This window comes from Aureibaculum flavum, from assembly GCF_016406085.1.
Classification (GTDB): domain Bacteria; phylum Bacteroidota; class Bacteroidia; order Flavobacteriales; family Flavobacteriaceae; genus Aureibaculum; species Aureibaculum flavum.
Window position 1 is genome coordinate 1 of the sequence record NZ_JAEHFJ010000013.1, and the last position, 14,102, is coordinate 14,102.

The window sequence follows — 14,102 nt, forward strand, 5'->3', positions numbered from 1 at the left end:
ACGATATTAGTATCGTTAAGCTTTAAGTTATAAATTTAATCCTTTAATAATCTGTATCGGTTATTTAGGACTAGACAAAATTTTTTTATTCTTAGATAACATTACACCCAAATCGAAATTAATTTTAGGACGCAGCAAATGAAAAATAAATAAAAGTTAGATATGCTACTAAAAGTATCAACCCTTTATATCTAGAAATTTCCAATTTCTTAGGTATAAATACTAATGGTAATAACAATATAGCTATCGCCAACATCCAAATAATATCATTCGATAAAAGTGCTGTATCATTCACATGTATTGGTGTAATTATTGCTGTTAAGCCCAACACCGATGCTATATTAAAAATGTTAGAACCTATTAAATTTCCTATAGAAATTGCTTTTTCTTTACGAAGTGCTGCTATTACTGAAGCTGCTAATTCAGGAACACTTGTACCCAAAGCGACCATACTAACTCCTATTACGCGTTCACTTACGCCTAACTTTGTTGCAATATCAACAGCTCCTTTCACTAAAAGTTCAGAGCCAAAGTACAATGCGGCACCTCCAATGAGTAACCATACCGCTATTTTGAATCCTGATGTTTCACTAAGTGATTCGTCAACTTCTTCAACAGCTATATTTTTATTATCTTTTCTTGATATTTTAATCATGAAATAAATAAAAACTATTAAGGAAACGAATAAAATTCCACCTTCAATCTGGGTTAAAACACTATCATTTATTAGAAAAAAATAAAGTGCTAATGATGTAATAACCATCATTGGCCAATTCATTTTATAAAAATCTTTATCGACAGTTAAAGGAGAAATAATTGCAGTTATACCCAAAACCAAAGCTATATTAGCAATATTAGAACCGACCACATTACTCAAAGACAGATCTGGATGACCGTCTAAGGCAGCTTGTAAACTCACCAATAATTCTGGAGCGGATGTAGCAAACGAAACAACCGTCATACCAATAACTAGTTTGGAGAGCTTCAATTTAAATGATAGGCCTACTGAAGATCTGACCAAAAACTCACCACCAATTACTAATAAAATTAACCCTGCTATTAAATAAAATATACTCATCGATATCGTTTCCGCAAATATACTATATGATTTGATAATTTAAGTTGCATAATGTATGCGTGATTAAATATTTCTTAAATAACTACTTTTATAGTTATATAACTAAAATAATAGTTTATGTTTGTAGAAATATTACATGAAATGGAAAAACTTACCACCAAAGAAGAAGAATTAATGCAAATTTTATGGAAGCTGAAAAAGGCTTTTGTCAAAGAACTTGTAGTTGAGATGCCTGAACCCAAACCCCATTACAATACCGTTTCTACGGTAATACGAAAAATGGAAGAAAAAGGCTTTATAGCACATGAGGCTTTTGGTAATACACACAGGTATTATCCAAAAATATCAAAAGAAGACTATAGAAAAGGTTATTTTTCTAATGCTATTGATAATTATTTTGGTAATTCTTATAAAAATGTAGTCTCCTTTTTTGCGAATGAAGAAAAAATTAGTGCTGATGAATTGCGAGAAATCATAAAAATTATTGAATCCAAAAAAGACTAACATTATGGACTACTTTTTAAAGGCAAATGGACTCGTTATTTTATGGATTGTTTTTTATTACTTATTTCTAAGGAATGAAACCTTTTTTAATTCGATAAGAACCTATTTTTTGGTGGGATTACTATTTATACTTTACATTCCATTTATTGAAATCCCCATCTATATTGAAAAAACAGTTTCGAATATTAACTATGTTATAATTGAAGGCTCAACAACAATGCAAACACCTATTGAGCAATCATTTGATTGGTTGCAAATAATGACAATTATTTACCTAGTTGGCGTTGTCTTTTTTACTGCTAAATTTATGATGCAATTATTTTCTTTAAGTAAACTAATTTCAAGGCATAAAATAATTAATAAAGGCAACTATAAATTAATTGAAACTGAGAAGGATATCTCACCATTTTCATTTTTTAAATATATAATTTACAACAAAAGCCAATTCACTCAAAATGAACTAAAGCAAATCATTACGCACGAAAAAACACATGTAAAGCAATGGCACTCTATTGATACTTTACTTATTTATATTTTACAAATTGTCTTTTGGTTTAACCCTTTTGCATGGCTTTACAAAAGAGGAGCTCAACAAAACTTAGAATTTTTGGCAGATGTATCAGCAAGTGAACAATCATTCAATTTAAAACAATATCAATTTACTTTACTTAAAGCAAGTAATACGTATCATTACGAAGCTATTACTAATAATTTTTACAACTCATTAATTAAAAAACGTATCGTTATGTTAAACAAATCAAAATCGAAAAAAATAAATTATTTAAAATATGCATTAGTTCTACCAATATTAGCAACATTTCTATTTGCTTTTAATACAAAAACTATTGCTCAAGAAAAAGACAAAAAACAATCTCAATGGACAGTTTCTGCAGGCATAACAATCGATAAGAACACAACGGACTTAAAACTTAAAGCTATAAAAAATGATTTTAAGAAAAGAGATGTGGAATTCTCATATAAAACAAAGCGTAATACAAATGATGAAATAATTAAAATTGACATCACTCTAAAGGACGAAATAGGCAAAATTACATGGGCCGAGAATAACAATGGTCCTATAAAACCATTTGAAGTATTGTACAGTCCAAAAACAAAAGAAAAATCAATTAGAGCAGTAAACAGTTTAAAAACAACATCAGTTGTTGGCTATGCTCAAAGTAATAATGAAGCAGAACCTTTGTATATTGTTAATGGTAAAAAAAGCTCAAAAGAAGTATCCGAATTGATTAATCCAGATGAAATTAAGAGTGTAAATGTTTTAAAAGATAAAAGTGCCATAGATAAATATGGAGAAAAAGGTAAAAATGGTGTTGTTGAAATTTCAATTAAGAAAATTAACAAATCAAATGAAAAATCCAATAGCAAAAGTGAATGGAAAATCAATTCTGAGAATAGTAATGAGAAAAAAACTGATAGTCTAAGTAAGTGGAAAGTATCGGCGATTAGCACAAATGATATTATCATTGCAGACAAACCCTACAGCAATTCAATGTTTAATACCTATGAAGATGCATTGTATATCATAGATAATAAAGAAAGTACAAAATCGATCTTTGAATATTTAGATAAAAACAGCATTAATTCAATTTCAATTATTAAAGATAGTGGGACTTTAGCTTACGGTAATAAAGGAAAAAACGGGGTAATAATAGTTACGACCAAGAAAATAAGTTATAAATCAAGTACGGATGAATTGATCAATAAAGCTTTATATATTATAAATGGTAAAGAAACTACAAAAGAAGCAATAGAGCTTATTTTACCAGATGACATCGAAAGTATGAATGTTCTTAAAAATGAAAGTGCCATTACTAAATATGGAGAAAAAGGTAAAAATGGAGTTGTGGAAATAAATACCAAATCAAACAATAATAGTACAATATCTTTTCAAGGTAAAGACCCCTTAATTATATTGGATGGCAAGGAGATTTCTAAAAAAGAAATGAAAAAAATAGCCTCTGATAATATCAAAAGTATGAATGTTTTAAAAGGTAAAAAGGCTATTAAAAAATACGGCGATAAAGGTAAAAATGGAGTTATTGAAATTACTTTAAAAAAGGAATAACCCAAATTACTTCTTAATTATGAAGCTCTCTTATTTAAGAGAGCTTTTTTTGTCTAATTTTGAATTATGAAAAAACATATTTTCAAAATAGTAGCAAAATTGAACAAATCGCTATTACCAAGTTTATCAAAAAAAGAGGTTTACCTAAGCAAAGCAAGTAAAATGCAATTAGCTCTCATTGGTTGGCGATATTATATCACCAAAAACAGTTTAGGTTCATAGAAATCGTTACAATTTAGATTTTGAAGAGCTTTCTTAAAGTAAACTTTTGTATCTTTATATAAAACAATTCATCATGGACGATACTTCTAAACATATTAAATTTTTTACAGGCTCTTTAATTGAAATTCAACGTTTACAATTAGACTTGGATGACAAGGAAATTCCAACATTGGTAAAAAACAATTTTGAATCAGGATTACGTTCTGGTTTCTATGGAGGATCACCATCTCAAGTACAATTATTTATCTATCAAGAAGATTTTGATAAGGCGAAACCCATTCTTGAAAGTTTCAAAAAAGAAATGGGAATATAAATTAATTACACTTATTCTTTTATTTACTTAAAAAAGGAATATATTTGCACTCCAAATAAATAATTGGCCTCGTAGCATAACTGAATAATGCACTTGATTACGGCTCAAGAGATTATAGGTTTGAATCCTATCGAGGTCACATCACAAACAAAATCACGTCCCAAAGGGCGTGATTTTTTATTTTGTGTAGAAATCGAGCTCGCTCGAAATTTAGGAATAAAATAAAAAATTAGGGCGACAGCCCGTGGTTTTGTATTTGCAAAAGAGAGTTTATTCTGGCTATACAATCCTATTAAGGTCACTTTAAGCACAAAACAACGTCTCGAAAGGCGTGGTTCTTTTTTTATAGAAAAATGGAACCCGCTCGCATTTTTAATATAAAAAAACTAGAACGATAGCCTGTTGTTTTGAATTTACAAAAGAGCGTTTATTTAGGGTCATGAAAAAAAACCTATCGAAATCACTAATAAATGGAAAAGCAAGCAAAATCATTAAGCTTGCTTTTTTGATTTTGTAGCATTGTTATTTTAAGAGCAGAGCTTTGTTAGGTTGCCTTGGCAATCCTATTGAAGTTAGGTTACCCTAAACCTAAAATCAAGTTCCAAAGAACCTGGTTCTTTTTTATAAAAAAATCGAACCCGTTCGAAATTTCAATTAAAATAAGAACTAGGGCGACAGGCTGTGGTTTTACATTTGTAAAAGAGCGTTTATTCAAGATCATGTATTAATTCTATTAAGGTTAGATTAAGCACAAAAACAAAATAACAATAATATCCTTTTACCTTTCTCTTCCTATATTTACATTGTCTACCTTTTTTTTACAAACTATATTTTAATACTAAAATCCCACCAATTAAATACACCTATTGTAAAAGTCTTTATAATTTCTTTTAATAAAATTACAAGTTTATGGGTAATTCCTTTTAATCGAATAAGATACTATCGATTTGCATTTCGTTCTTATTCCTTAATTTTTAAGCTCATACATATTATATATAAAATAAGTTAGCATAATTTGCTACCCAATTTTTAATTTTTCACCACGGCTACTCTTTTTTAATTTGTATTCTAAATAAATATTGAAATTATTTTGTATTACTAATTAAAAAGAATATATTTGGCAAACCAATCTGGTAAACCAATTTGGAGAACCAATTTGGAGAACCAAATTTTTCTTTGAAATTTAAATACCATTACTAAAAATTAATCTATTTAAAAGGTTGATGTATACCTAAAGTAAAGCCACAATATTATTTTGATTTGGAGCAAACTTCAAACTAAAAGATACTTTACCATAAATGCAATATTTAAAATTATCAAATACTAACTTAAGTTAAATAATTATGATGAAAAACAAAGTAAAATTAGTGAGGGCTTACCTTTTGACTTTCCTGCTTTTTACAGCAGCTATGGCCAACGCCCAACAAAAAAGCGTTACTGGAAAGGTAACCGCTGCTGATGACGGAATGCCATTACCGGGAGTTAATATTTCCGTAAAAGGAAGTACTACAGGAGCCTCAACAGATTTTGATGGTTTATATTCAATCGATGTATCTGGTAACGATGCAGTACTTATCTATAGCTTCATCGGTTTTGTAACCCAAGAAGTGCCAGTGGGTTCACAATCTGAAATTAATGTAATTCTTCAAGCTGACAATAATGAGCTGGATGAAGTTGTTGTGGTTGGATATGGAACTCGAAAAAAGAGTGATATTACTGGAGCTGTATCTTCAGTTAAGTCTGAAGAATTAACTGCATTTCCCGTAGCTAGTGCAGAACAAGCACTTCAAGGACGTGCAGCCGGTGTTGTTGTGCAATCTAATAATGGTGGTGAACCTGGAGCTCCTATCAACATAAAAATTAGAGGAAATACTTCTATTAATGCAAGTAGCTCACCTCTAATTGTTGTAGATGGTTTTGTAGGTGCAAGTATGCCACAAGCGAACGACATTGAATCTATGGAAGTGTTGAAAGATGCGTCTGCAACAGCCATATATGGTTCTAGAGGTTCAAATGGTGTGGTTTTAGTAACTACTAAAAAAGGTAAAAGTGGTAGATTAAACGTTGAGCTTAACACTTCTTATGCAGTTCAAAATGTTTCTAACAGATTGGATTTACTTAATGCAAATGAATTTACTGATTATCAAAACCAGGTTAGAGCTAACAATGGTGTTTCTTCAAGTTACCCACAAGGTACTGCTGATACTGACTGGCAAGACTTAATTTATTCTACAGGTAGTACTCAGAATCACCAACTTTCTTTTTCAGGTGGTAGTGATAAAATTAATTTTTATGCTTCTACCAATTATTTTAAACAAGATGGGATTATTATAAATTCTGATTATATCAAACTATCATTCTTGTCAAATATTGATGCACAAGTTACAGATAAGTTAAAATTAGGTATGAACCTTTCAGGAAATAGATCAACTAAAAATGGTGCCTCTACTAAATCAGACGGTTCTGTTTCTGCGGGTGGAGATGACATCATTACATTAGCAATGAGATATGCACCAGACCAACCAGTATATAATGATGATGGTAGTTATAATTTCGGTAATACTGTAGGAGATCCAGTTGATAATCCATATGCAATTGCTAAAGAAAGAATAGACGAAACTAAAGCTGATAACTTTAGAGCGAATTTTTATGCAAATTATGATATTATAGAAAATCTTACTTTTAAGACTACATTTGGCTTTAGTACTGATAATTCTACTAATGGAATTTACTTACCAAAAGTATTGACGCAGACTGCAGGTGGAGACGGAGGAAGAGCTATAGTTGAAACTGATAAAAAAACTAGTGTTTTGAGCGAAAACTACTTAACCTATAATACAGAGTTGGGAAAAGGAAATTTAACTTTATTAGCTGGTTACTCTTATCAAAAAACTGTTTCAGAAAATTTTTATTCAGAAGCAACAGGCTTTATTACAGATGCTTTTTCTTATTACGGTCTAGGCTCTGCTACAAATGTATTACAGCCTGATTCTTCAATTTCAACAGTAGAAATTCAATCTCAATTCGGTAGGGTTAACTACGATTATGATGATAAATATTTACTAACGGCTACTGTAAGACGAGATGGAGCTTCTAATTTTGCAGCAAATGAAAAATACGCAATTTTTCCTTCAGCAGCTATTGGTTGGAAAATGTCGAATGAAAGTTTTCTAAAAGATAGTGAAACTATATCTAACTTAAAATTAAGAGCTAGTTATGGTGTAACTGGTAACCCATCTATTGGTGCTTACGAATCTTTAGCTAGATTTGAAACACTATATGCTTCTAGCAATGGAGAAACCGTCAGTGCAATTACACCAGAACAACCTGAAAACCCAGATTTAAAATGGGAATCTTCTTACCAAACAAATATCGGTGTAGACTTAGGTTTCTTAAATAATAGATTTACACTTTCGTTAGATTATTATAATATTGATACTAAAGATTTAATTTTAACTGACAATAGTATAACTGAATATTTAGGATATACAGGAGATGACATTTTAGCGAATGTAGGTGAGATTAATAATAAAGGATTTGAAATTGCTTTAAGTACTAGAAATATATCTACTGATAATTTTAGATGGACTACAGATTTCAATTGGGCAACTAATAAAAACGAAGTGGTACAATTAGTTAACAATGCAGATTTATTTTACAATGCTGCTCCAAGCTACTTTAGTCATGATAGAAGTTATGTTTTAAGAGTTGGTGAAGAAGTTGGACTTTTCTGGGGCTATGACTACGCTGGTGTTTTTCAAGGCGGATCAGCACCAACAGGTACTGCAACTTTATCAGGTGGTGTAGCAGGTGACCCATTGTTCGTAGATCAAGATAGTAGTGGTGATATTACTGAAGCTGATAGAACAACTATAGGTAACCCTAATGCAGATTACACTTTTGGTATCACGAATAACTTTACTTACAAGAATTTTGACATGAGTATCTTTTTTCAAGGTTCACAAGGTGGAGATATTTTCAATATGACTAATGTACAGTTGACTAACGGAGATGCAAATACTACTAGAGACTATTTTAATAGTGCTTGGACATCTTCTAATACTGACACTAACACTCCTCGCGTTGGAAACAATAGTAATAGAGAAATTTCTTCTCGTTTTGTTGAGGACGGAAGTTATGTTAGATTAAAAAATATAGCAGTTGGTTATAATCTACCTTCAGATGTTATAGAAAAATTAGGAATGGAAAATATAAGATTGTCTTTTAGTGCACAAAACTTATTGACTTTCACAAATTATTCAGGCTTAGATCCAGAAGTGAGCTACTTTGGTAGAGGTGGAAATAACAACACATCGCAGAATACAGCTCAAGGGTTTGATTTTGGGAATTATCCAACAGTTAAGTCTTTTAATTTTAGTCTTAATATTAAATTTTAATTATAACTCAAAAAAACAATATATAATATGAAAACATATAAATATTTATTCTTATTGATAGGTCTATCAATAATAAGTTGCTCAGACTTAGAAGAAGAGCCTATAGGGTTATTAGCTCCAGATGGTTTCTTTAAAAACACAACGAACATACAAACAGCCGTAGATGGTTCTTTAACACATGCTATTAATGAAAAATTTTGGGGAAGAAAACTCTCTATAGCTTTAATGTTAAGATCTGATATGGTAAGTCTTGCTTCTAACGAAACAAGAAGAGTTGAGATGAATGAGTTCACTACTTTAGGTAGTAATGGAATGATTAGTGAATTTTGGCCAAAAACTTATGAAGGAATTGCCGCCGCTAATCAAGCCATTGCAGGAGCAGAAGATGTTGATGTAGCTGATGATATTAAAAACCCGATAACTGCACAAGCTTATTTTTCAAGGGCATTTTATTATTTTCATTTGGTTAGATTATTTGGAGACGTTCCTTACATTGATGCACCAATTACAGATGTAGACGCAGCTACTTCTATAAGCAGAACACCTAAAGCTGAAGTTTATGCGAATATTATTGCAGATTTAGAGTATGCGAAAACATGGTTACCAAATACACAAACATCAAGAGCCACACCTTCTAAAGCAGCTGCAAGTGCTTATTTAGCTTTAGTGTATTTAACAATGGAAAATTGGCAAAAAGCTTATGACGAAGCTAAAGAAGTTATTGACAATGCAGGTACATATGACTTAGCATTAGATTCAAATTTTCAAAATTTATTTAATGCAGAAGTAATCGATGGTTCGAAAGAACCAATATTTGCATTGGATTATAATAATTTTGAAGCTCCTGATAATGCTTACGATCAAATTGCTCCAATGGCAGGTATAAGAGGTGATGATAGAAATTTAGGTGGTGGATGGTCTGTTGCAGTTCCTACACTAGAGGTTTACACTACATGGGATGCGGGCGATTACAGAAGAGCAGTAAGTATGGATGATGAAGCTTCTATAAATGGTACAATTGTACCTTATACTCAATTTGACGTTAGTGGACATCAGTTTGCAAAAAACAATCCATATGTTGGAAAATACGCACGTTATCCTGGTCTTTTTGCTCGTGCAAATGCAAGAGCAACAAGTCATAATTATTCTATGATTCGTTATGCAGAAGTGTTGTTGATTGCGGCAGAAGCGGCAGTAGAATTAGGAGATAATGCCTCTGCACTTACCTATATCAATAAAGTAAGAGAAAGAGCAAGAATGGGTGGTGCAACTAAAACTGGTGCAGATTCAGAGTACACTTTTGCTCCTAGTGCAACGCCAGCAGACCTTACAGGAACTGTTACTGTTGCCGATGTGTTAGAAGAACGTAAATTAGAGTTTGCTTTTGAAGGCATAAGATGGTATGATATTGCTAGAAGAAAAATGGGAGGGGCACCATACAATGTATTTGATGCTTCTGGTTTAGAAGGAGCCAAACCAGATTTTTCTGCAGATGATTATTTATTACCCTTACCTGAAGATGAGTTAGAGAGAAATCCTAATTTAACTCAGAATCCAGGGTACTAAGATTAGAATAAAATATATTATTTGAGTTAGTTGAATTAAAGGCGTATTTACTTGAAAAAGTAATACGCCTTTTTTTATTGCCTAAAATTTAGTTACATTTATTTGAAATTTCTACAGAAATCAGCTCTTTAATCTAATAATTTACAAATCAATTAATATATGAACATGCCCCTAAAGAAAGCTAAATTTTTAATAATTATAAAATTATTGATCTGTACAACCTTACTATTTACCTCTTGTAAAAATCCCACAAAAGAGAAAAATAATGAACAGATAACTACAGACTCATTATTAACCCTACGTTATCAAAAAATAGTAAACTATCCTGTTAAAGACGATGCATTTCCTAGAAGCATGGATACTACTTCCAAAGAAGTTAGACTAGTGAAATCTAATGATTGGACGAGTGGATTTTATCCTGGAAACTTATGGCAACTTTATAAATTAACAAATCAAAATGTCTTTAAAGAAAAAGCCAGTGAATGGACTACCTATATGGAAGACCAAAAAATGAATGCAGGGACCCATGATATGGGGTTTAAAATGTATTGCAGCTTTGGTGAAGGATATGAAGTAACCAACAATGAGCATTACAAAGATATTCTCATTACAAGTGCTAAAACACTAGCAACACGCTTCAATAAAAACGTTGGTGCATTACGATCATGGGATTTCAACAAAGACATTTGGGAGTTTCCGGTAATCATAGATAATATGATGAACTTAGAATTGCTATTTGAAGCTACTAAAATGTCTGGTGATAGCATATACCACAAAATAGCAGTAAAACATGCTAATACTACCTTAAAAAATCAATTTAGAGCAGACAATAGTGTTAATCACGTAGTTGTTTATGATACCATTAATGGCAATGTGAAAATGAAAGTTACGCACCAAGGTTTCAACGATGACTCATCTTGGGCAAGAGGTCAAAGTTGGGCAATTTATGGATTTACTATGGCATATAGATACACTAAAGATCCAGCCTATTTGGCACAGGCAGAAGCTACAGCAACGTTTTTTATGGAACATCCTAATTTACCCGAAGATGGTATCCCATATTGGGATTTTAACCATCCTGATATACCAAATGTTCCTAGAGATGCTTCTGCAGCAACTATTTTTGCATCGGCCCTATTTGAAATGTATAATTTTACTAAGAATGAGGTCTATCTCGATTTTTCGAATAAAATTTTAGCTAATTTACAGACTTCTAATTATATTTTAGATAAAGATATTGAGGCACCATTTATTCTAAATCACAGCACTGGAAACGGCCCAAAAAATGATGAAATGGATGTCCCTATAAATTATGCCGACTATTATTTCTTAGAAGCTCTTTTACGAAAAAATGAATTTTAATTGGAACTTTAGAACAAAATAAAGACCTCACAAGTTTATAACTCATGAGGTCTTTTATATTCTATCTATGGTAAATAAAACTATTTTCTTATTTTTTTAATAAGTGCTAAAGCTGCTTTTACATCTTTCTCTAATTTTGCATAATCTTTATTTGCTATAATGTCCTTTGAAATTAACTGAGACCCCATACCAACACAAGTTACACCTGCATTAAACCATCCAGACAAATTCTCTTCCGTTGGAGACACTCCACCTGTAGGCATAACACTTGTCCAAGGTTGAGGACCTTTTACACCCTTAACAAATTGAGGACCGTAAATATCGCCAGGGAATAATTTAACAATCTCACAACCTAATTCTTCCGCTCTAGTAATTTCAGTTAACGTACCACAACCTGGTGACCATAATACTTTTCTTCTATTACACACAATCGCGATATCCTCTCTTAAAACTGGAGTAACTATAAAATTAGCTCCTAATTGCATATACAATGAGGCTGCTCCGGCATCAGTTACTGACCCCACACCCATTATCATTCCAGGAAGTTCCTTGATAGCGTATTTCGTTAATTCACCAAAAACTTCATGAGCAAAATCACCTCTTGATGTAAATTCCATCAGTCTTGCACCACCATCATAACATGCTTTTAATACTTTTTTACTTAATTCAATGTCGTTATGAAAAAATAAAGGAATCATTCCTGTTTCTTTCATCGCTTGAGCTACTTCTAATCTTGAAAATTGTGCCATTTTATTTGATATTTAATCGTTTGTTCTCGATACACCATACCGCTGGCATGGCTCTCGAACTGACGATGATTGTTAATTTATGTAATTTTATGTTTTATTTTTATTGCAATTTATACTTTACAGTTCTTTACTTCCAGTTTAATATTTTCTTAAAATCATACGCTTCTGGATTAGATACATATTTTTTTGCTTTTTTATAATCCCTTTCATGAATATAGAAAAGGTTATTAATAAATAGTTGTGCCATATCAGAATCAATATTGACCAACCTTGGAGGAATTTTACCATTTTCATCTTCAAAATCTTTCAAAAATAAGGGTGTAATATCTCCTCTAGAATTTGCACTTACAATACAACCAGTTATCCCCTGATCAAATAATTTTTTTACGCCAATTCCTAACAAGGAACAAAGCGTTAAATCAAATGCAATAGGATTACAACATCGTAATTCATAACCCAGTTCAACAGGTCTTGACTTCACTTCCAACCCAATCTCTTTCAGTTTAACTTGTAATAGATAATTGAATATATGTGACTTACTTACATTACCCAATTCTGGATGTCCATGAGCATCATAGGTAAAGTTAATTCCTGAGTTAATGATTTCTTTTTCATCCATAAAATGAAAAACACCTTCACTAACCAGTGCAACACCATATTCAACTCCCTTTATTTTAGATTTCACAATTGATGAAATAATCATATTGATTATCTTATCGAACGTAATAGTTGTTTTATTAAACATTTCCGGAATAATCATCATTGGAAAATGGCATGCTGAAGCAATACCAAAAGCCAAATGACCCGCTGAACGTCCCATTGTCGAAAGTACAAACCAATTTTGACTTGTTCTTGCATCTTCATAAACCGTATTTCCAATCCGAACCCCTTCATCTTTTGCTGTATGAAACCCAAATGTTGGATTTCTATCAGGAAGTGGTAAATCGTTATCTATTGTTTTAGGAACGTGAATATGAGCAACTGTTAAATTTTGTGTTTGAAGATATTTGGTTAATCTATTGGCGGTAGATGCTGTGTCATCACCACCAATAGTAACCAATAATTTTACATTATTCTTTTCAAAAAAATCTGCTTTAAAATCGCTGTCTTTAGGTTTAAATCTACTCATTATTAAAGTAGAACCACCACGACTAAAAATGCGATCAGCATGATGAAAATCAAAAACTTTTACCTCTGGATTTTCAGACAATAGGCCTTGATAACCATGATGTACACCAATAACCTTATATCCGTCTTTTAAAAACGTTTTGGCTAAAGTACTTATTACCGTATTTATACCAGGAGCCGGACCACCACCACAAATAATTGCTATTGATTTTTCCATTTTATAATTTCATAAAACTATAAAGATTTAAATTTTGACTTTAAAAATCAGCTTTTTTATTTCACCATTTCCTATCATGGGTGCGTGAACATCTTCAGGATAAAAAATTGCAAACTGATTATTTGTCAATTGAAAAGACATATCAGGTTCATCTTTAAAAAAACGTACATCCTTCTCTGGGTTATATTCTCCATTTGGAATTACACATTTCTCTCTTGGTTTCCAAGCAATAGTTTCTAAACCATTTACACAGATTTGGATGTCGATATTTGCATCATGACACTCAAATTTTTCTAAACTGGTCTCTTTGGTTTTTCCATTACCATTACTCACAATGAGTTTTAAACCTTCTGCTATTTCGAATTTTCCTTCTTCAAGATTTACTAAATCTTTTTGGTTGATATAATCAAATGCCTTTGCAAATAAGGGATGTAAACCACTATATTTATCAGCATTTTTAAGGGTATCTATGATCATAAT

The 14,102-nt window shown here is 31.5% G+C and carries 11 protein-coding genes and 1 tRNA gene; 8 read left to right on the forward strand and 4 right to left on the reverse strand.

Annotated features, from left to right (window positions below; all coding sequences use genetic code 11):
• Window positions 1–124: 124 nt before the first annotated feature.
• Window positions 125–1,078 (reverse strand): calcium/sodium antiporter, encoded by a 954-nt coding sequence (locus tag JBL43_RS18235; RefSeq protein ID WP_198842821.1) that lies wholly within the window; start codon window positions 1,076–1,078, stop codon window positions 125–127.
• Between the two features lie 141 nt (window positions 1,079–1,219).
• Here JBL43_RS18235 and JBL43_RS18240 point away from each other — a divergent pair, with 141 nt between their 5' ends.
• The 8 genes from JBL43_RS18240 (at window position 1,220) to JBL43_RS18275 (ending at window position 11,528) form a co-directional block, all read left to right on the forward strand.
• On the forward strand, window positions 1,220–1,582 hold the full coding sequence (locus JBL43_RS18240; protein ID WP_198842882.1) for a BlaI/MecI/CopY family transcriptional regulator: 363 nt from the start codon (window positions 1,220–1,222) through the stop codon (window positions 1,580–1,582).
• A 4-nt stretch (window positions 1,583–1,586) separates the two neighbouring features.
• The gene (locus tag JBL43_RS18245; RefSeq protein WP_198842822.1) at window positions 1,587–3,668 is read left to right on the forward strand and encodes a M56 family metallopeptidase; all 2,082 of its coding nucleotides are present in this window, start codon (window positions 1,587–1,589) and stop codon (window positions 3,666–3,668) included.
• 66 nt (window positions 3,669–3,734) lie between these two features.
• Window positions 3,735–3,890, forward strand: a complete 156-nt coding sequence (locus JBL43_RS18250) for an SsrA-binding protein (protein WP_198842823.1) — start codon at window positions 3,735–3,737, stop codon at window positions 3,888–3,890.
• A gap of 73 nt (window positions 3,891–3,963) precedes the next feature.
• Entirely contained in the window at window positions 3,964–4,203 is a 240-nt protein-coding gene (locus tag JBL43_RS18255) for a putative signal transducing protein (RefSeq protein WP_198842824.1), read from the forward strand.
• A 65-nt stretch (window positions 4,204–4,268) separates the two neighbouring features.
• Window positions 4,269–4,342: transfer RNA gene (locus JBL43_RS18260), tRNA-Arg, on the forward strand.
• Between the two features lie 1,204 nt (window positions 4,343–5,546).
• Complete coding sequence (locus tag JBL43_RS18265; protein WP_232829116.1) at window positions 5,547–8,600, forward strand: SusC/RagA family TonB-linked outer membrane protein; 3,054 nt, start codon at window positions 5,547–5,549, stop codon at window positions 8,598–8,600.
• A gap of 27 nt (window positions 8,601–8,627) precedes the next feature.
• Window positions 8,628–10,166 (forward strand): RagB/SusD family nutrient uptake outer membrane protein, encoded by a 1,539-nt coding sequence (locus tag JBL43_RS18270; protein WP_117879749.1) that lies wholly within the window; start codon window positions 8,628–8,630, stop codon window positions 10,164–10,166.
• 165 nt (window positions 10,167–10,331) lie between these two features.
• Window positions 10,332–11,528, forward strand: a complete 1,197-nt coding sequence (locus JBL43_RS18275) for a glycoside hydrolase family 88 protein (protein WP_117879750.1) — start codon at window positions 10,332–10,334, stop codon at window positions 11,526–11,528.
• 80 nt (window positions 11,529–11,608) lie between these two features.
• On the opposite strand, the gene JBL43_RS18280 is transcribed toward JBL43_RS18275, so the two are convergent.
• The 3 genes from JBL43_RS18280 to JBL43_RS18290 form a co-directional block, all read right to left on the reverse strand.
• Window positions 11,609–12,277 carry a bifunctional 4-hydroxy-2-oxoglutarate aldolase/2-dehydro-3-deoxy-phosphogluconate aldolase gene (locus tag JBL43_RS18280; RefSeq protein ID WP_117879751.1) on the reverse strand — a complete coding sequence of 223 codons (669 nt, stop codon included), beginning with the start codon at window positions 12,275–12,277 and terminating at the stop codon, window positions 11,609–11,611.
• Window positions 12,278–12,404: 127 nt separating this feature from the next.
• Window positions 12,405–13,622, reverse strand: a complete 1,218-nt coding sequence (locus JBL43_RS18285) for a 6-phosphofructokinase (protein WP_117879752.1) — start codon at window positions 13,620–13,622, stop codon at window positions 12,405–12,407.
• Window positions 13,623–13,649: 27 nt separating this feature from the next.
• Window positions 13,650–14,099 (reverse strand): NanQ anomerase/TabA/YiaL family protein, encoded by a 450-nt coding sequence (locus JBL43_RS18290; RefSeq protein ID WP_117879753.1) that lies wholly within the window; start codon window positions 14,097–14,099, stop codon window positions 13,650–13,652.
• Between the last annotated feature and the right edge of the window lie 3 nt (window positions 14,100–14,102).